This is a genomic window from Tritonibacter mobilis F1926, assembly GCF_000376545.2.
GTDB classification, from domain to species: domain Bacteria; phylum Pseudomonadota; class Alphaproteobacteria; order Rhodobacterales; family Rhodobacteraceae; genus Epibacterium; species Epibacterium mobile.
This window is the reverse complement of sequence record NZ_CP015230.1, coordinates 2802290-2821668: the sequence shown is the minus strand read 5'-3', so window position 1 is coordinate 2821668 and position 19379 is coordinate 2802290. Positions and strand designations below refer to the sequence as shown.

At 61.5% G+C, this 19379-nt stretch carries 17 protein-coding genes; 5 read left to right on the top strand and 12 right to left on the bottom strand.

Annotation, left to right across the window (positions count from 1 at the left end; genetic code table 11):
• Window positions 1–3: 3 nt before the first annotated feature.
• Genes K529_RS13300 through K529_RS13285 form a run of 4 tightly spaced genes read right to left on the bottom strand, consistent with a single transcriptional unit; the run spans window position 4 to window position 3544 of the window.
• Window positions 4–753: an ABC transporter ATP-binding protein gene (locus K529_RS13300; protein WP_005622795.1), complete on the bottom strand. Its 750-nt coding sequence runs from the start codon at window positions 751–753 to the stop codon at window positions 4–6.
• A complete protein-coding gene (locus K529_RS13295; RefSeq protein WP_005622796.1) occupies window positions 750–1589 on the bottom strand; it encodes an ABC transporter ATP-binding protein in 840 nt (279 codons plus the stop codon). The genes K529_RS13300 and K529_RS13295 overlap by 4 nt, the downstream gene beginning before the upstream one ends.
• Window positions 1586–2491, bottom strand: a complete 906-nt coding sequence (locus K529_RS13290) for an ABC transporter permease (protein WP_005622798.1) — start codon at window positions 2489–2491, stop codon at window positions 1586–1588. Before K529_RS13290 ends, K529_RS13295 begins: the two co-directional genes overlap by 4 nt.
• 9 nt (window positions 2492–2500) lie before the next feature.
• Window positions 2501–3544 carry an ABC transporter permease gene (locus K529_RS13285; RefSeq protein ID WP_005622800.1) on the bottom strand — a complete coding sequence of 348 codons (1044 nt, stop codon included), beginning with the start codon at window positions 3542–3544 and terminating at the stop codon, window positions 2501–2503.
• Between the two features lie 248 nt (window positions 3545–3792).
• On the opposite strand from K529_RS13285, the gene K529_RS13280 reads away from it, so the two are divergent.
• The 3 genes from K529_RS13280 to K529_RS13270 all read left to right on the top strand — a co-directional run bounded on the left by K529_RS13280 (window position 3793) and on the right by K529_RS13270 (window position 7219).
• Entirely contained in the window at window positions 3793–4407 is a 615-nt protein-coding gene (locus K529_RS13280) for a helix-turn-helix domain-containing protein (RefSeq protein WP_005622802.1), read from the top strand.
• 46 nt (window positions 4408–4453) lie between these two features.
• Window positions 4454–6043 (top strand): ABC transporter substrate-binding protein, encoded by a 1590-nt coding sequence (locus tag K529_RS13275; RefSeq protein WP_005622804.1) that lies wholly within the window; start codon window positions 4454–4456, stop codon window positions 6041–6043.
• A gap of 72 nt (window positions 6044–6115) precedes the next feature.
• A complete protein-coding gene (locus K529_RS13270; protein ID WP_005622806.1) occupies window positions 6116–7219 on the top strand; it encodes a M24 family metallopeptidase in 1104 nt (367 codons plus the stop codon).
• A gap of 42 nt (window positions 7220–7261) precedes the next feature.
• Here the strand turns inward: K529_RS13270 and K529_RS13265 are convergent, their stop codons facing one another.
• Genes K529_RS13265 through K529_RS13255 form a run of 3 tightly spaced genes read right to left on the bottom strand, consistent with a single transcriptional unit; the run spans window position 7262 to window position 10219 of the window.
• The gene (locus K529_RS13265; RefSeq protein WP_005622808.1) at window positions 7262–8017 is read right to left on the bottom strand and encodes a maleate cis-trans isomerase family protein; all 756 of its coding nucleotides are present in this window, start codon (window positions 8015–8017) and stop codon (window positions 7262–7264) included.
• Complete coding sequence (locus tag K529_RS13260; protein ID WP_046002056.1) at window positions 8017–9180, bottom strand: M24 family metallopeptidase; 1164 nt, start codon at window positions 9178–9180, stop codon at window positions 8017–8019. Before K529_RS13260 ends, K529_RS13265 begins: the two co-directional genes overlap by 1 nt.
• Window positions 9173–10219 carry a pyridoxal-phosphate dependent enzyme gene (locus tag K529_RS13255; protein WP_046002055.1) on the bottom strand — a complete coding sequence of 349 codons (1047 nt, stop codon included), beginning with the start codon at window positions 10217–10219 and terminating at the stop codon, window positions 9173–9175. Before K529_RS13255 ends, K529_RS13260 begins: the two co-directional genes overlap by 8 nt.
• A gap of 174 nt (window positions 10220–10393) precedes the next feature.
• Between K529_RS13255 and K529_RS13250 the strand changes: the two genes are divergently transcribed.
• Complete coding sequence (locus K529_RS13250; protein WP_005647290.1) at window positions 10394–10882, top strand: Lrp/AsnC family transcriptional regulator; 489 nt, start codon at window positions 10394–10396, stop codon at window positions 10880–10882.
• 58 nt (window positions 10883–10940) lie between these two features.
• Here the strand turns inward: K529_RS13250 and K529_RS13245 are convergent, their stop codons facing one another.
• The 4 genes from K529_RS13245 to xdhA all read right to left on the bottom strand — a co-directional run bounded on the left by K529_RS13245 (window position 10941) and on the right by xdhA (window position 17261).
• A complete protein-coding gene (locus K529_RS13245) occupies window positions 10941–12524 on the bottom strand; it encodes a permease family protein (RefSeq protein ID WP_005647292.1) in 1584 nt (527 codons plus the stop codon).
• A 69-nt stretch (window positions 12525–12593) separates the two neighbouring features.
• Complete coding sequence (gene xdhC / locus K529_RS13240) at window positions 12594–13445, bottom strand: xanthine dehydrogenase accessory protein XdhC (RefSeq protein ID WP_046002054.1); 852 nt, start codon at window positions 13443–13445, stop codon at window positions 12594–12596.
• Window positions 13446–13449: 4 nt separating this feature from the next.
• A complete protein-coding gene (gene xdhB, locus K529_RS13235) occupies window positions 13450–15783 on the bottom strand; it encodes a xanthine dehydrogenase molybdopterin binding subunit (RefSeq protein ID WP_046002053.1) in 2334 nt (777 codons plus the stop codon).
• A gap of 14 nt (window positions 15784–15797) precedes the next feature.
• Window positions 15798–17261, bottom strand: coding sequence for a xanthine dehydrogenase small subunit (gene xdhA, locus K529_RS13230; protein WP_046002052.1), 1464 nt, complete (start codon window positions 17259–17261; stop codon window positions 15798–15800).
• Between the two features lie 164 nt (window positions 17262–17425).
• Here xdhA and K529_RS13225 point away from each other — a divergent pair, with 164 nt between their 5' ends.
• On the top strand, window positions 17426–18334 hold the full coding sequence (locus tag K529_RS13225; protein ID WP_005668552.1) for a LysR family transcriptional regulator: 909 nt from the start codon (window positions 17426–17428) through the stop codon (window positions 18332–18334).
• Window positions 18335–18394: 60 nt separating this feature from the next.
• Here K529_RS13225 and bhcD read toward each other — a convergent pair whose 3' ends face one another.
• A complete protein-coding gene (bhcD, locus tag K529_RS13220; protein WP_046002051.1) occupies window positions 18395–19360 on the bottom strand; it encodes an iminosuccinate reductase BhcD in 966 nt (321 codons plus the stop codon).
• Window positions 19361–19379: the final 19 nt, after the last annotated feature.

Below are 19379 nucleotides of genomic sequence, written 5' to 3'. Positions count from 1 at the left end.
GTCTTAGTCCTTGCGGTCTGGATTGCCGCCCGATGCGGCGTAAAGGGATTGCGTGTAAGGGTCGGTGAAACTGCCATCGTGGAGTGCTGTTGCGGGCGCGATCTCGACGATGCGGCCCTTGTTCATCACGGCCATGCGGTCGCACATGAAGCTCACGACAGGTAGATTGTGGGTGACCATCAGATAGGTCAGCCCCTGCTCGCGGCGCAGTTTTTTCAGCAGGTTGAGGATCTCCGCCTGTACCGAGACATCCAGCGCCGATGTGGGTTCGTCCAGCAGCATCACCTTGGGTTCCAGCATCAGGGCGCGCGCGATGGCGACCCGCTGGCGCTGCCCGCCCGAAAGCTGGTGCGGGTAGCGAAACCGAAACCGCTGATCGAGGCCCACGGCAGCGAGCATCTCAATCACGCGGGCATCGCGATTGCCCAGCCCATGGATCTTGAGCGGCTCACTTAGCACCGTGTCCACGGATTTACGCGGATGCAGCGATCCATAAGGGTCCTGAAACACCATCTGGCACCGGGTGGCAAAGCCCTGATCCACGTTGCGCCCGCGGGGCTGTCCCAGCACCGAAATCTCGCCGCTCCAGTCGGGCGCGAGGCCTGCGATGGCTTTGAGGATCGTGGATTTGCCAGAGCCGCTTTCACCGACCAGAGCAAAGCTCTCACCTTCGGCGACCTCAATGTTCACGCCCTCAACCACCTTGGTGTGGCCATAGGAAATATCGAGGTTTTTCAAAATGATCGCGCTCATGTGTCGCTCCATGCGCTGCGGTCGAGGACGGGAAGTTCCTCGCGCGTTTCTTCCATCCGTGGCACCGCCGCCAGCAGGCCTTGGGTATAGGGGTGCGTCGCCTTGTGCAGGTCCCCTGCCGCACAGCTTTCGACCACTTCACCTGCGTGCATAACGAGGATGCGGTCGCAGTAGCGCGCCACCAGATTGAGGTCATGAGAGATCAGGATCAGCCCCATGCCCTTGTCGCGCACCAGCTCGTCGATGAGGTCCAGAACCTGCGCCTGCACCGAGACATCCAGCGCTGAGGTCGGCTCATCCGCGATCAGCAGATCAGGGCGCGGGATCAGCATCATGGCGATCATGATGCGCTGGCCCATACCGCCCGAAACCTCATGCGGATAGAGGTTCACCACCCGTTCGGGATCGTTGATGCGCACGGAATGCAGCATCTCCAGCACCCGGGATTTGACCTCGCTGCGGGCAAGGGTTTCGTGAGTCTTGAGCGCCTCGGCGATCTGCGCGCCGATGGTCATCACCGGATTGAGCGAGAACTTCGGGTCTTGCATGATCATCGAGATCCGCGCGCCGCGCAGGTCGCGCATCTTGCGTTCCGACAATCCTTGCAGGTCGATGCCGTCAAAGATCATGCGATCAGCCTGCTGGCGTCCCGGTTTACGCACAAGCCGCAAGATCGCGCGGCCCGTCATGGATTTGCCTGACCCGCTTTCGCCGACGATGCCCAGACGTTCGCGGCCCAAGGTGAAGGACAGGCCTTTGACCACCTCGACGCGCCCCTGTGGCGTGGGGAAGCTCACGCGCAGGTTTTCCAGTTCCAAAAGTGGCATATCGTTCATGATTTGCCTCCCTGTTTGGGGTCCAGCACATCGCGCAGGCCGTCACCGAGGAAACAGAAACCGAGCGAGACGATGATGATGGCAAAGCCCGGCATCGTGGCGACCCACCACTGATCAAGGATAAAGGCCCGACCGCGCGAGATCATCGCGCCCCATTCGGGCAGCGGCGGCTGTGCGCCAAGGCCGAGGAAGCCCAGACCCGCAGCGGTCAGGATGATACCGGCCATATCCAGCGTCACCCGCACGATCATCGACGAGGTACACAGGGGCAGCACATGGCCAGTGATGATCCGCGTGTGCGATGCGCCTAGCAGGCGCATGGCCGAGATGAATTCCGAGTTGCGGAAGGTCAGCGTTTCGGCGCGTGCGATCCGCGCATAGGCAGGCCAGGATGTGATGGCAATGGCGATGATCGCGTTTTCAATCCCCGGCCCGAGTGCCGCCACAAACGCCAGCGCGAGGATCAGCTTTGGCATCGACAGGAACACATCCGTCACGCCCATGATGATCTTGTCCGTCCAGCCACCGAAATAGCCAGACACAGCCCCGATGAGCAGTCCAAGCGGTGCGGAAATCACTGCCACCAGCGCCACGATCAACAGAGTGATGCGCGCGCCGTAAATGACGCGGCTAAAGATGTCGCGGCCCAGCTCATCGGTGCCCATCCAATGCGCGGCCGAAGGCGGCAGCAGGCGTTGACCGAGGTTTTGCCCCAGCGGGCTGTGAGGTGCGATCCACGGCGCAAAGATGGCCGCCAAGATCAACACCAAAAGGATCAGCGCCCCAACCACAGCGAGCGGATTGCGCATCAGCATCCGTGTCACACGGTAGCTGTGACCCAAGGAGGCCTGCAGGCGGGAGCTGGGGGAGTCGTCGAGCAGCCAGTTTGTCATCGTTGTCATGGCACCCTCCTATCGGCTGCGCGGGTCGAGAATGCGGTAGAGCACATCCGACAGCTTGTTGATGAGAATGAAGACCGAGCCGATCACCAAAGTTGCGCCAAGGACGGCGTTCATGTCGGCATTGAGCAGCGCCACGGTCAGATAGTTGCCGATGCCCGGCCAGCTAAAGACCGTCTCGATCATCACCGAGCCTTCGAGCAAGGCGGCATATGAGAGGCCGATCACCGTGATCAGTGGCACCCGGATTGGGCGGAAGCCGTGGGTCCAGATCACCCGCCATTCCGACACGCCTTTGACGCGGGCGGTGGTGATGTACTCTTGGCCGAGCTGATCCAGCATGAAGCTGCGGGTCATGCGCGCGATATAGGCGAGCGAGAAGAAGCCAAGGATGGTGGCAGGCAGGATCAGGTGATCCAGCGCGCTCCAGAACACGTCGAAGTCGCCGGCAATCAGGGAATCGACCAGCAGCAGGCCAGTGCGTGGCTCTACCAAACCTTCATAGAATATATCGACACGCCCGGGACCGCCGACCCAGCCAAGGCCTGCGTAGAACACGACCAGACCCACAAGACCGAGCCAGAAGGCGGGAACCGAATAGCCAAGCAGCGCAAAGACGCGGATCAGCTGATCCACCCATGTGCCCTGCCTTGCTGCGGCCCAGACACCCAGTGGAACCCCCATTCCGACGCCGATGATAATGCCAAGCGTCGCCATCTCCAGCGTGGCCGGGAAGACACGCGCCAGATCCTCTGCGACGGGGCGGTTGGTGGACACCGAATGGCCGAGGTCGCCCTGAAACACATCGCCCACATAGGTGATGAACTGCACCACCAATGGCTGATCCAGCCCCATGGCAATGCGGGCGGCGTCGTATTGTTCTTGCGTGGCGCGATCTCCGACCACGGCCAGAACCGGGTCAATCGGGATCACGCGGCCGATGAAGAAAGTGATCGCCATCAATCCGACAAACGTCAGGAAAGTGACGATGACAAAGCCACCAAATGCGCTGGCGGTTTTCCTCAGCCCGGCGTGTGAAGGCGCGGCTGTACTCAAGGGTCTGGTCCCCTTTTTTCCTCCCAAAGCCCCCGGCAGCCGGGAGATCTGGCATCGTGAAAACTCTGCGCCAGAGAGGCCCCTGACGCGGTGGTTGGTGCATCAGGCATAAAACAATTTTCGAAATGTGCAAAAAAATTTTTGCCTGACAAAAATTTTTTTTGTAGCGTGAGCGAGACAACATCCAGGAATGCGACCCTGTCTGATGCTACAGACGCAGGGTCCAACCCAAAGTGTGAAGAATAAAAATGCCGCGTGAAAAACCACCACAAGAGCCCAATGTCGGCCCCGCGATCCGCAAGCGCCGCAAGCAATTGAAACTGACCTTGCAGGCGCTCTGCGACAAATCCGGTGTGTCGGTCGGCTATCTCAGTCAGGTTGAGCGCGACAACGCAACGCCTTCGCTTGGGACGTTGGCGCAGATTTCAGCGGCGCTGGATGTTGGGCTGGATTATTTCATTTCGGCATCGAAGCCTTCGGATGGTTTGACCCGTGCGGGAACACGTCCGCTGTTCGCACTGGATGATTCCTCTCTGCGCTACGAGGCGCTGGGCGCGGATTTTCCCGGCTCTGAGATGTCGTCCTACATCCTGCACATTCCGTCAGGCTATGTGTCGGAAACCGTGAGCCATGAGGGCGAAGAGATCATCTTTGTCCTTGAGGGGGAAATCCAGCAAACGCTGGACGGCCAGTCCTTCGCCATGACTGCGGGCGATAGCCTGCACTACAGCGGCAATACCCCGCACGCATGGAGCAACCCAACCGATCACACCGCCCGAATCCTCTGGACCGGGACGCTGACAGTTCTCAACCGCAAAGGCGCCATCGAGCTTCCGGAACTGTCCCACAAACAGAACGCGTAAACCGCGACAGACTGACTAGAAGTTTCATCCAACAAGGAGACCTCCCGTGAAACATCTGAAGACAACATTGCTGGCCAGCGCGCTGCTGTTGCCGCTTGCGGCACCTGCCGTCTTGGCCGACACGCCCGAGGGCGTGCTGGTGGTGGCACAAAACATCGACGATATCGTCGCAATCGACCCCGCGCAGGCCTATGAGTTCACCTCTGGCGAGTTGGTCACCAACCTCTATGACCGTCTGGTTCAGTACGATGCCGAAGACACCACCGTTCTGGCGGCAGGTCTGGCCTCGGAATGGGTCACCGATCCCGACGCCAAGACCATCACCTTCACCCTGCGCGATGGCGCGACGTTTGCCTCTGGCAACCCTGTAACGGCAGAGGACGTGGTCTATTCCTTCTCCCGCGTGGTGAAGTTGAACCTGACCCCGGCGTTCATCCTGACCCAACTGGGGTGGAACGCGGACAACATCGGTGAAATGGTCACGGGCGAGGGCAACACCGTCACCGTGAAATACGCGGGCGACTTCTCTCCGGCGTTTGTGCTGAACGTCCTGGCTGCGCGCCCCGCATCCATCGTCGACAGCAAGCTGGTGCAGGAAAACGAAGTTGACGGCGACATGGGCAATGCGTGGCTCAACGCCAATGCAGCCGGTTCCGGTCCCTTCACGCTGCAACGCTATTCTGCGGGTCAGATGGTGCGCATGCAGGCGAACCCGACCTATTTCAACGGTGCGCCCAAGATCGACAGCGTGATCATCCGTCACGTTGCCGAAAGCGCGACCCAGCAGCTGTTGCTGGAGCAAGGCGACGTGGATCTGGCCCGCAATATGACGCCGGATCAGGTGGCTTCGCTCGACAGTGGCGAGATCAAGGTCGAGACCTTCCCGCAGGCGGCTGTCCACTTCCTGTCGTTCAACCAGAAAACCGAGAGCCTGACGCCCCCCGCTGTTTGGGAAGCGGCACGCTATCTGGTCGATTACAAAGGCATGACCGATACGATCATCAAAGGTCAGATGGAAGTGCATCAGGCCTTCTGGCCCAAGGGCTTCCCCGGTTCTTATGATGAGACCCCGTTCTCTTATGACCCGGAAAAGGCCAAGAGCATCCTGTCCGAGGCCGGCATCGAGACCCCGATCACCGTGTCGCTGGATGTGATCAACGCGGCACCCTTCACAGATATGGCCCAGTCGCTGCAAGCGAGCTTTGCCGATGCGGGCATCAACTTTGAGATCCTGCCGGGCACCGGGAGCCAGGTGATCACCAAATACCGCGAGCGCAGCCATGAGGCGATGCTGCTGTATTGGGGCCCGGATTTCATGGATCCGCACTCCAACGCCAAGGCCTTCGCCTATAATTCAGACAACTCTGACGACAATTATGCTGCGACCACCACTTGGCGCAACGCATGGGCCGTGCCGGAAGAGATGAACACAAAAACCATGGCAGCGCTGTCCGAGAGTGACGCGGATGCCCGTCTCGACATGTACCGCGAGCTGCAAAAAGAGGTGCAAGCCGAGTCGCCCATCGTGATCATGTTCCAGGCCGCTTATCAGGTCGCCATGAACGAGGCGGTTTCGGGTTACGTCAACGGCGCGACCTCTGACTTTGTGTTCTACCGCCTGGTGGAAAAAGAGTAATTGTGAACTGATCGGGCCGCCCGCGCTGGTGGCCCGATTCCCCTATCTCTCCCTATAATCCCGGAGCCTTCGATGACCGAATTCCCGCTGACCGCCGCCCGCCTCGCTGCTCTGCGTGCCCGTATGGAGCTGACAGGCACCGACCTTGTCGCCCTCGGCCCTTCCAGCCATATGGCGTGGCTGTCTGGTGTGCATCCTCATGGCGATGAGCGCCCGGTGATGCTCTTGGTGAGCCAGTCTTATGCGGGCTTTTTGATGCCGGCGCTGAATGCCGCCGCCGCGCGCAAGGACACGGACCTGCCGTTCCACCCATGGCGGGATGACGAAGGCCCGGATGCCGCTCTGGCCACATTGCTTGAGGCCTGCGGTGCGACGCGCCCGAATCTGTCGGTGGTTCTGGATGAGACAATGCGCACCGATTTCTCGCTGCGCCTTCTGGACGCGCTGGAGACGCCGCGCCGTCGCTTTGCCGATGATACCGTGAGCCTGTTGCGGGCCTCCAAGGATGACAGCGAGTACCACGCGATCAAAGCCGCGCATCTGACCAACGACAAGGCCGTCAAGGCCGCGTTCGCCGCCCTCAAAGAAGGCGTCACCGAACGTGAGATCGTCGAGCTGATTAAGTCTGAATATGCCGCTGCCGGAGCAACGCTGGAGTTTTGCTCCGTGTGCTTTGGCGCGTCTGGGGCCTTCCCGCATCACACGCCCGGTGACACCCAGTTGACCCGCAACTCTGCTGTGCTGATTGACACCGGCTGCCGTCTGGATGGCTACCCGTCCGACATGACCCGCTGCGGCTACTTTGGTGCGCCAGAAGAGGGTTATGAGGAGGTCTTTGACGTGGTCGAGAAGGCCGTTCAGGCCGCGCTCGCGGTTGCTAAACCCGGTGTTGTGGCCAGCGATATCGACAAGGCCGCGCGCGATGTGATCACCGCCGCAGGCTATGGAGATCGTTTCCTGCATCGCACCGGCCATGGTCTTGGTATCGACATTCACGAACCGCCCTATATCGCCGCCAATTCCGACGTGGTGCTGGCCGAGGGTAATGTGTTCTCGATCGAGCCGGGCATCTACCTTGAGGGTAAGTTCGGCATCCGTCTTGAGGAGATCGTCATCCTGCGCGAAGATGGTGCGGAGATCTTTTCCGAGATGCCGCGCGACATGGTGCGCGTCTAAGCACGCAGCCCCTCAGGGCTAAGGACAAACAGGCGGCGTGGCTCAGAGCTGCGCCGCCTTTTTTCCAAGCAGTCCCGGCACCGCCAGATCCCGCAGCACAAGGCCCGCGAGGCCTGCCATGTGCCAGCCGAGGACTTGATTGGAACTCAGCACCGGCAGGCCCAATCCCTCTTCGAGCGTCGGGATAACCTCAAGTGTGCGCAGGTTGGTGCAGGACAGGAAGACCGCATCCAGCTTAGCCCGTGACGCAAGCGCATGGGCAGCGGCACAGATCGAGGCAGGTGCGATCCGCGCGACACGGGCCTCAATCTCCTCGCCAAAACCAAGCATGTCGGGCACCACAAAACCCGCCGCTTCAAATCCTGCGCGGATCGGGGCGGCCACGGAGGCGATATAGGGCGAGACGATCCCAACACGCGTCACATTCAGTGCCCGGAGCGCGGCAATCGCGGCGCTGAGCGGGTCGCTGACGGCGTGTGTTGTGGCATTGACATGGATCAGTTCTTTCACCCTGCCTGCGCCGATCAGACTGGTGCCGGAGGTACAGCCATAGGCGATGACCTCAAACCGGGCGGCAGGCGGCAGCAGACGCGCGGCCTGTGGTAAATCCTCTTCCATGGCGGCGATGGTGTCGGGCGTCAGCTCCGCACCGGAGGGAACGCGACTGATGTGTAGCCGTGCCGAAGGTTGAGGAAATATCTGACGGACGTCCTCTTCGATGGTTTCATCCACCTGCAAGGCAATCAGCCCGAGACGCGGGCGCGGGTCCCCCGTGATCTCATACGGAAAGGATGTCATCACCCAAGCTCCGGCAGGTCAGAGAGGGCACGAGGAGACAAAAGCTCAGCACCATTTTCCCGCAAAACGATGTTTTCCTCATGCACCATGATGCGATCCGGTCCCACCATTGCGCCGGGTTCGAGCGTCAGCACCATGCCCGCCCGCAGGGGCGTGGTGTCCTTGGGGGTGAACGACGGCCATTCCGTCAACGTCACCCCCAGCCCATGGCCCAGCCGTCCAGAACCGGGTGTGGCGCCTTGCGCAATCAGCGCATCGCTCAGGATCTGATGCACATCCCGCGCCAGCATCCCCGGACGCAGCGCCTCAAGACAGGTCTCCGTCGCAGACCAGAGCGCGAAATGCGTGCGTTTGGCCAATTCCGAGGCCGGACCGATGGCATAGTTGCGGTCAAAGTCGCAGAAATACCCCTCGCGGACTGCACCAGTGTCTAGCATCAAAATATCGCCGCGCTCCAGCGGCTTCGCCGTCGCCGGAGAGATCACATCGCCGTAACCGTGCGCGCCCGCGCCGCCAGCAAGATAGCTCACCCAATCGGCCCCTTCCTCCAGTAACAGAGCCTGAAATGCGCGAAACACCTGATCAAGCGGGCGGCCGACGCCCGCAATCTCTGACACCCGATCAAAAGCGCGCCCGGCGATGGCGCAGGTGGTGCGGATCTTGGCAATCTCGGCCTCGGATTTGATCTCACGCACCCGCTGGACGATATCAGTGCCATCCATCACCTGTCGCGGGGCCAGCTGCGCGCAGAGGGCGTGATAATCTGCAAGCGGCATCCGCAAATGAGTCTCTAATCCCATGGGTAGAGCGATTTTTCCCTGCTCTGGCACCAATGACGCCAGGGTATCGGCCAATAGGCTCAGTCCGTCATCCACAGGGTCAGGCGCATCCCACGTCCGGACCTGCGTGATCCATGTGCGCTGCATCAAGGCGGCACCGATAGAGGGGATGACCGCCACCGGATCGCCAGAGGCGGGCACCACGATGAACCAGGGCCGGGCGGGGCTTTCCCAGAACCGGGTCAGGAACCCGGTGACGTAAAACACATCCGCCGCCGTGGTCAGCAGCAGCGCATCAGCCCCGGCTGTTGCCATACGGTCCTGCAACCGGGTGATGCGGTTTTGATATTCACGCGCGGGAAAGATCAGCGACGTCTCAGGCATCCTCCGGCCCTTCGCTCAAGATCGCGAGAACGCGGGCGTCTTCGGGCAGATCAAGCCCGGCGAGCAAGGCAGCGACCCCTGCCCCGCCAGAGGGAGTTGTGGCCAATCCTTCGGTTTGGAGTGTGACCACGGCGGCAGCGGCCTCCTCTTCGCTGAGGGTAACAAACAGATCAGCATCGCGCGCCAATCCCTGAAGCGCGATCATCGACGGCGTTTTGCAGTCCAGTCGCCCCATTGCGGAAACTGGCCCTTGGGTATCGACCACTTTGCCAGCCCGGATGCTTTCCATGAGGGCAGGGGCAGCCTCTGGCTCAACGACGATGATCTGCGGGGCGTTCCCCCAGACCTTGCGGGCATGGGCGGCGACCGCAGCCGCCAACCCGCCCACCCCGGCTTGCAGCAGGATATGTGTCGGGGGTGCGGGGATCTGCTGGGCGGCCTCCGCGGCGAGTTGCAGGTATCCCTCCATCACCAGATAAGGGAGTTCGGAATATCCGGGCCAAGAGCTGTCAGAGAGCAACGTCCAGCCGTTGCGCGCCGCCGCCGTCTCTGCCGCATCCATGCTGGCCTCATAATCGTTTCCCTCGCGCACCACCTCGGCACCTTTGGCACGCAGGCGCGCGGCAAAACTCTCGGGTACGGTTTCGGCAAGGTAGATCACCGCCTGCGCCCCAAACAGGGCCGCCCCGGCGGCAACGGACAGTCCGTGGTTGCCTGCACTTGCGGTGACGAATGTGCGCCCTGTGAGCGCCTTTGACCAATCGCCACCCTCGGCCACATCCCACGCGGCGCGGGCAATGGCGTGCGCGGCCCCGAGTGCCTTGAAACTGCCTAGCCCCATGCGGTTGCGCTCGTCCTTGAGGTGGATCTGAGCAACGCCACAGTGCGCGGCCAGCGTGGGCACAGACAGGAGCGGTGTTTCCTGATGCGCAGGGCATTGCCCCAGCAAATCGGCGACCCCTGTTGCATCATCGCAAGGAAACGGCGCGTCGAGGGCGAGACCCTGACCACGGTGGGGGTTGGCAAATGTCACGGGCATAAAGCGGGCTCCTGTTCTTTGATGCTCAGCCTAGCGCCCTTGCGGTGAGGTATCCCGGATTTCTCGGATCGGATCTGGCCGAAAACCGTACTAGTAATGCCATAATGATCCGAAAACCGTCTAGGCGAACCTTTGCGTCTTACGCATAGGCCGAATTTCCGCCATTCTGCTGGTATGGATAGATTCGACGCCCTGATACTGGAGGCCATCCAGTCCGACGCGCGCATGACCGCCGAGGCGCTCTCCAAGCAGGTGGGGCTGTCGCCGGATGCCTGCCGCAAACGCCTGGCACGGTTGCGGGCGTCTGATGTGGTGGAATCTGAGATCACCGTGCTTGCCCCGGACAAGGTGGGACGTGGGTTGCTGCTGATTGTTGAGGTGACGCTGCAAAACGAGCGGATGGAAGATCTGGACCGCTTCAAGGCGCAGATGCGCGCCGCGCCGGAGGTGATGCAGTGCTACTATGTGACGGGGAACGCGGATTTTGTGCTGATCATCTCGGCACGCGATATGGCCGACTATGATGAGTTCACCCGTCGTCAGTTCTTTGCCGAAGAAAACGTACTGCGGTTTCGCACCAGCGCGGTGATGGATCGGGTGAAAACAGGGTTTTCAATGCCAGTGCTTGATATGGTCGACCAGCCCCGACGTACCTCACAATAACCTGCGCGCTGGCATCCACTCAGCGCGCAGGTCAAGGTTCTTGGTTTGGACAAGTGGCCTATTCTGCGGCTTGTGGCGGAGTTTCCTCCAACACCACATTTGCATTCACCAGATCATCTTCCTTGTGAAACAGCGGATAGATGAAGAGGAACGCAGCCGCGATCAAATAGCCACCCGTCACGCTGTTCAGTTCTGGCCAGTGCAGGCTGGCCCCGTGGATGATCCCAAGCGCCGACATTGCTGCCGCAGCAATGGCAAAGCCGCCTGCGCCGCGAAAGTTCCCGTCAATCACATAGGCAACGATGGCTCCCCAGATCAGCCCGGTCAGGATGGCCCCTTGTGAAAGCGACAGATGACCGCTGAAATGCGCGCCCTGTTGTAGCAGCGCCGAGGTCAGCGCGGCGTCTCCCAACTGCGGCACGCCTGCGACGCCGACCGCTCCGAGCGCGCCGATCAGGGCCGCCCATTTCACCATCAAAAACGCCGAGACATGCGGCATCATCGCGATGGTCACGGCCGCCATATGCTCGGTTTTGACCGAATGGGCAGTGTTGGTGATCAGGCTCAAGGCGACAAAGACCAGCACCGGCGCGGCGGCGGCCACAGGGATCAGGTTGTTGAGGAAGGCAAGCAAACCAAAAAACGCCGCCAGCGGGATCACCGTACCGACGCCGATGATATAGCCTGCATGCGCTCCCATGCGTTTATAGGCCGGATGGCCGATATAGGCGGTGGTCGGAAAGGGAGAGCCAAAGATCGCGCCGATCATGGTTCCGACGCCATCGGTGATCTGGCAGGTGGCCACCGGGTAGTGATCGCCCGCCGCCTCGGCGCTCTCGACGTTGTTCATCGTCTCGATGAAGTTGTAGATCTGCACTGGCACCAGCACCAGGAACAGCTCAGGATTGGCAAAGAGGTACTGAATACCCGCGATCAGATCCCCGATGTAGGGCAGCGGCGGATAGAAGCCGATGCCCTCAAGGTTGAGGGTCGAAGTACCCAGCATCAGCGCCACCATAGTGCCAACAATCAGCGCCAGAAGACCTGCAGGGATATTATACGGCAGGCGAAACCGCCCTACGAGCCCCCAGAGAATGATAATCATGGAGGCAAAGCCGATGAACGGGTTCTCAAACACGGTCGCCAGCGGCACCGAACCGATGAACACCAAGGCAATACCGCAGAGCGTGCCGAGCATACCCGCGCGTGGTGTCACGCGTTTGAGCCATGGGCCGACAACCGCACCAAGGGCGGCAACAATCCCGCCCATGAAACCGGCTCCGATCCCCACCTGCCACGCCAAGAGCGGGTCATTGGTGGCCCAGTAGATCGGGCCGATCACGCCAAAGAGATAGACAAACATCACCGGCGTCGAGATGCCGTAGGGCAGGGCGGTGACGTCCCGCCCGTGCAGATGTGCGGCGCGTTTGGCAAGCGCCACATAGGCCACGATCCCAGCAAGGATCGCAACACCGGCCCCTGGCACAATGCGGCCATAAACGATCTCGGCGGGCATTTGAAAGACGAACTGACAGATGCCCGCAAGCACCATCAGGTTGACGATATTGTCGGTAAACAGCGCCCAGAACGCGCTGAAATCGCTGCGGTGAAACAGCTTGTAGGTATAACTCCCATCCCTCATGGGGACCTCCCTTTGATGGCCGACCTTTGGGGTGGTTCTCCTCCCTCCCCAATCAGGTGCGGCGGTCTACTACTGCGCCGCGATATGCAGGGCAGTCTCCCCATATGCGGGGTGGTCTGCGGCAGTTTCAGAGGTCAGTGCCGTGATCACTTCTGCCGCAACCTGTGCGGCAATCACGGCGGGCCGCTTGTCGCGGCTACCGCCTGCCCCGATGGGGCAGATCAGATCTGCGACAGAGAGCCCGTCGCAGTGGTCTTGGGTCCAGCTGGCGAATTTCGCCCGCTTGGTGGCAGAGCCGATCATGCCGACATAGGCCGCATCGCCCCGTTGCAGGGCGGCAGAGGTCAGCAGGAAATCCAGCCCGTGGTCATGGGTCAGCACGATGAAGGCGCTGCCGGGGGCCGCGTTCATCACGTCGATTTCGGGGATCGCGCTCTGGCGGCGCTCGACCTGCGCGTGGGACTGGTCCAGTTCCTCCTGACGCTGGTCGATCAGCACCGCGCGCACCGGCAGATGCTGGAACAGATCCGCAAGTGCGCGCCCCACATGGCCTGCGCCGAGGATATAGACAGCAGGCAACGCCGCGTCCTGTGCCTCTGCTTCGCGCAGGGCGGCCTCCTTGTCGCTTGTGCTCATCCGTGTGAGGGCGATCTCCACCCGCCCGCCGCAGCATTGGCCGATCTCGGGGCCAAGTGGTACATCCATGTGGTGCGACAGGTTTCCCGCCGCCAGTAAATCCCGCGCGGCGGCGATGGCAAGATGCTCCAGCTGGCCACCGCCAATGGTGCCAGAGAGGCTCTCGGCGCGCACATACATCTCGGTGCCCATGTTGCGCGGCGAGGACCCCCGCACCCGCGTCAGCCGCAGACTGGCCACCGGGCCGGGCGCGTCGAGAAACTGGCGAAGCCGCTCTGCCTGCAAGGCCTCACCCTCCGGCCTTCAGCCGTTCGACGGCCATCAGCACGCGTTCGGGCGTGGCGGGTGCCTCAAGACGCGGGCACTCGCGATAGTCGGCAACCGAGGCCACCGCCATCGACAGCGCCTCCAGCACCGAGATCCCCAGCATGAAGGGCGGCTCGCCCACGGCCTTGGAGCGTTTGATGGTCATCTCGCGGTTTTCCGACCAGTCGGCGAGCTTCACGTTGAAGCTGCGCGGCCGATCAGAGGCCAGCGGGATCTTGTAGGTCGAGGGCGCATGGGTGCGCAGGCGCCCTGCATCATCCCACCACAGCTCCTCTGTAGTGAGCCAGCCCATGCCCTGAATAAACGCGCCTTCAACCTGCCCCTTGTCGAGGATCGGATTGAGGGACCGGCCCACATCATGCAGGATGTCGGTGCGCTCCACCCGGTATTCGCCGGTGAGCGTGTCGATGGCGACCTCGGAACAGGACGCGCCATAAGCGTAATAGTAGAACGGCCGTCCCTTGCCCGCCGCGCGGTCCCAGTGGATCTTGGGCGTCTTGTAGAAGCCTGCCGCCGACAGATGCACCCGCGCCATATAGGCCTCGCGGATGAAGGTGGCGAACTCCACCACCTCCTCGCCGATGCGAATGTGGTTGGGGCCAAAGCTGACCGCGCTTTCGGCCATGCCCCGGCTCTCGGCAGCAAATTTGACCAGCCGCGTCTTGATCTGTTGGCAGGCATCCAGCGCCGCCATACCGTTGAGGTCGGACCCGGAAGAGGCCGCCGTGGCAGAGGTGTTCGGGACTTTTTCGGTGGTGGTCTTGGTGATCTTGATGCGGTCGAAATCGACCTGGAACGCCTCGGCCACCACCTGTGCGACCTTGGTGTTGAGGCCCTGACCCATCTCGGTGCCCCCGTGGTTCAGATGGATCGAGCCGTCGTTGTAGATGTGGATCAGCGCACCGGCCTGATTGTACCATGTGGCGGTAAAAGAGATGCCGAATTTCACCGGCGTCAGCGCGATGCCACGACGGATGATGCCGCCCTTGGCATTGTCGGCCATGATCGCCGCGCGGCGTGCCTGATAGTCGCTGCTCTCTTCCAGCTCCTCGACAATGCGACCGATCACATTGTCCTCGACCTCCTGATGATAGGGGGTGAGGGTGCGGCCATCGCCGGGTTGGCCGTAGAAATTGGCCTTGCGTACCTCCAGCGGGTCCTTGCCCAGTGCATAGGCGATTTCCTCGATCATTCGTTCCGCCGCGACCACGCCCTGCGGGCCGCCAAAGCCTCTAAATGCCGTGTTAGAGACGGTATTTGTCTTTTGCGGGCAGGAGGTCAGGCGGACGTGGGGATAGAAATAGGCGTTGTCGGCATGAAACAGCGCGCGATCCGTGACCGGGCCGGACAAATCAGAGGAATAGCCGCAGCGCGCCGCAAACTGGCTGTCCACCGCCTGAATGCGCCCTTCACCGTCAAAGCCCAGATCATAGTCGATCACAAAATCATGCCGCTTGCCGGTCGCCGTCATGTCCTGATCGCGGTCGGGGCGGATCTTGACGGGTCGGTTCAGCTTCTTGGCACCAAGGGCTGCGACAGCGCAGAATAGGTTCATCTGGCTTTCCTTGCCGCCAAACCCGCCGCCCATGCGGCGCACGTTCACCACCACCGCATTCGACGGCACGCCAAGCACATGGGACACCATATGCTGCGCCTCGCTCGGGTGTTGGGTGGAGCAATGTACGATCATATCGTCATCCTCGCCCGGAATGGCAAAGGCGATATGGCCCTCGAGGTACATATGATCCTGCCCGCCCACGGTGACGCGGCCCTGCACACGGTGCGGTGCTTCAGCCAATCCAGCCTCCACATCGCCGCGCTCCAGTTTCAGCGGGTCGGTGACCATGGGCATGCCAGCGTCACGGGCCGCAATCGCATCCAGCGCGTGAGGCAGCACGTCGTAATCCACATCCGCCAGCTCCGCCGCCCGCCGTGCGGCATCGCGGCTCTCGGCGATCACCGCAAACAGCGGCTGGCCGTGGAATTCCACCTTCTCGGTCGGGAACACCGGCTCGTCATGCTTGCCGGTAGGGCTGACGTCATTGACCCCGGGGATGTCCTCGGCGGTCAGCACGGTCACCACGCCCGGCGCAGATCGCACGCGGGTCAGATCCATGGCGCGGATGTTGGCATGTGCCACGGTGGAGACCCCGAGATAGGCGTGCAGGGTGCCTGCGGGTTCCAGAATGTCATCGGTGTAATCGGCCCGGCCCTGCACCTGCTTAATGGCGCTGTCGTGCTTGAGGTCCTGATGGGCGGCGCCCTTGACCTCGGCGGTGGTGTTCAGATCTTTCATGGTCCTGTCCTCCCTCACGCGATGGCCAGACGCACCGGTGCGTCATGTGTGCTGTCTTGTTCCAGATAGAACCGGCGCAAGAGGTTGGCGGCGACGGTGATCCGGTAGTCCGCACTTGCGCGCCAATCGCTGAGCGGGGTGAAATCTTGGGTCAGCGCCTTTGCTGCCGCATCGAAGGTTGCGGCTGTAAAGGGCTGTCCGACCAGCGCCGCTTCGGCATGCGCGGCGCGTTTGGGGGTCGCAGCCATGCCGCCAAACGCCAGACGGGCGGCGGTGATGAGACCATCACTGACGGTGACGCTGATCCCGGCGGCCACCGAGGAAATATCCTCGTCCCGGCGTTTGGAGATCTTGTAGGCCGCGTCGATCTGGCCCGGTTGGCTGCGCGGAATGCGAATGGCGGCGACAAAATCGCCCGCCTCGCGGTCCTGCTTGCCATAGTCGATAAAGAAATCTTCCAGCGGCAGGATGCGGGTGCCACGCAGGCTTTGCAGCATGACCTCTGCGCCAAGGGCGATCAGCACCGGCGGTGTGTCCCCGATCGGAGAGCCATTGGCGATATTGCCACCGATGGTGCCCATATTGCGCACCTGCCAGCCGGCGATGCGGTCCCAGTATTCGCCAAGATGCGGGAAGGCCTCGCGGATCGCGGCCTCGCTCTCGGAATAGGTGACACCAGCGCCGATGGTCAGCGCGTCATCGGTAAGGTCGATGGTCTTCAGCCCCTCCAAATGGGTGATGAAGACCACCGGCGAAATGGGGCGCATGAATTTGGTGACCCACAGCCCCACATCGGTGGAACCAGCCACAATGGTCGCCTTGGGGTTTTCGGCCAACACCTGCGCGAGGTCGGCAACATCCTTCGGCAGGATCGCGCAGTCGTCCTCAGTGCCTGTCGTAATGCGTGCTTTGGGCTGAAGCGCGATCAACTGCGCGGTCACAGCTTGACGCTCGCGGGTGAGGTGGTCATGCGCCGGGGTGCCGTATCGGGTGACGGCCATCGCGGCCCGGACAATCGGCTCATAGCCGGTGCAGCGGCAGAGGTTGCCTTGGATCGCAGTCTCAACCTGCTGCATCGACGGCTCCGGATTGCCCATCCACAGCGCATAGAGCGACATCACAAAGCCCGGCGTGCAAAACCCGCACTGGCTGCCGTGGTAATCCACCATCGCCTGCTGCACCGGATGCAGACGACCCTCTGGGCCAGAGAGATGCTCGATGGTGACGATGTGGCACCCGTTCAGGGACGCCAGAAAGCGGATACAGGCGTTGACCGTTTCATAGTGCAGCTGGCCTTGATGCAGGCGACCGACCAGAACGGTGCAGGCACCGCAATCGCCCTCGGCACAGCCTTCCTTGCTGCCCGTCAGGCGCTGGTCAAGGCGCAGGTAATCCAGCAAGGTCAGCGTCGCTTTGACGTCAGCGATGCGCTTTTCCTCTCCGTTCAGAAGAAAGCGGATTTGATGTTCCTGAGCCATTGAACCTCCCTGTTCTGCCCTGCCTCTAGAGCTGCGGCACAGAGTAACCCCTCTGACTGCATTGAAATACGGCGTGCTTTGCGAAATACTTTCAACGATGTGTTGATAATCAGAGGCGATTTGCTCGGCTATATCGGGAGAGTCTCAGCAATCGAGGTTTTTGAATGGCTTATATGGAGAGCCTGCGTCTGTTCTGTCGTGTGGTGGAGCTGGGCAGTATCACATCAGGCGGGCGGGACGTGCGCCTGACCCCGGCTGTGGCCAGCAAACGGATCAAAGAACTCGAAGAACATCTCGGTGTGCGGCTGTTCAATCGCACCACGCGGTCGCTGACGCCGACAGAGGCAGGCAAGCGATTCTACCAGGAAGCCCTGCGTATCCTTGAGGTGGTCGAGGAAGCTGAGAGCGTGGTTGCGCAGTTCTCTGGCCGCCCGCGCGGGACCCTGAAAATCACCGCGCCTCTGGCGGCCGGACGGCTAATAATCGCCCCGTTAGTGCCTGATTTTGTCGCATTACACCCCGAAATTGATGTGCAGATGCGGATGTCGGATCGCCGTGTCGATATCCTTGCCGATGGGTTGGATCTGGCGTTCTTTGTCGGCACGCCGAGCGACTCGAGCCTGAAGATGCGCAAGATCGCCGGGGTGGAGCGCGTGTTATGTGCATCGCCCTCTTATCTGGACCGATACGGTACCCCGCGTGTGCCGCAGGATCTGATGGGCAAACACAACTGCCTGCTGCTGCGCTACCCACGTTCGCCAGAGTATTTCTGGACCTTGAACACAGAATCTGGATTTCGAAAATTCGAAGTCAGCGGCAAATATGATGCCGATGACAGTGAGGTGCTGCTGAACTGGGCGCTGGATCATCGGGGCATCGTCAATAAACCGCGATTTGAGGTGGCCGAGCATCTCCGCACAGGCGCGCTGGTGGAGATCCTACCGGAGGCGCGCCCAATGGCTGCGATCTTCGGCTGCCTTTATCCGCATAAAAAACTGCAGGACCCGAAGGTGCGCCTGTTGGTGGATTTCATCACCGAACGCGGTCAGGCCTATCTGGACGTGCACGTCTGACGAAAAACGCCCCGGCGATGTACCGGGGCGCAAACAGCCGTGAGTGATGGCGTCTTGAGGTTAAAAATCGACTTCGATGGCGACGCCCTTTTTCACCGCCAACTCAACCACTGAGGCGGCTACGGCAAGGTCCTGAAGGCCAACGCCGGTGCCGTCGAACAGGGTAATCTGCTCGGCAGAGCTGCGGCCCGGATGCGCGCCGTTGATGACGGCACCCAGCTGCGCTACATCCGCCTCGGTAATCAGCCCCTGCGCCACCGCATGCTGCGCCTCGCCGATGGAAATGGACTGCGCCACCTCGTCGGTAAAGACAGTGGCGCGCACCAGAAGCTGGGGATCGACCTCCTGCTTGCCTTTGGTGTCTGTGCCCATGCAGGCGATATGGGTGCCGGGGCTGACCTGATCGGCCTTGAGGATGGCATCAAACGACGAGGTGATAGAGATAATCACATCCGCCTCTTTCAGACCATCTAGCTCCACCGCCTCAAACGGCAGGCCCGCCTCGGTTGCGACCTCTTTGAGGTTCGGCAGCATCTCGGGATGCAGGTTCCAGCCGATCACCTTATCAAAGTCACGCTGCTCCAGCGCGGCGCGCAGCTGGAACTTGGCCTGATGTCCGGCACCGATCATGCCGATCACCTTGGCGTCCTCGCGCGCAAGGTGCTTGATCGACACCGAAGACGCCGCCGCCGTGCGCAGCGCGGTCAAGAGATTGCCGCCCACCATGGCGCGCACCTTGCCGGTGTCGGGGTCAAACAGGAACACGGTGGACTGGTGGTTGATCAGCCCGCGTTTTTCTAGGTTGTTGGGCCAGTAGCCGCCGGCCTTCAGCCCCAGCGACAGGCCCGCGCTGTCAAAGCCGCCCTTAAACCCATAAAGCGCGTCTTCATGGCCAATGGCCTCGCGCACCACCGGGAAGTTATAGGCGTCACCCGCTGCCATGGCGGCAAAGATCTTCTCCACCGCATCAAAGGCAGCATCGCGCGTCATCAGGTCGGCAATCGCCCGTTCGGGTACGATATACATCAGTGTCTCCATTGATCAG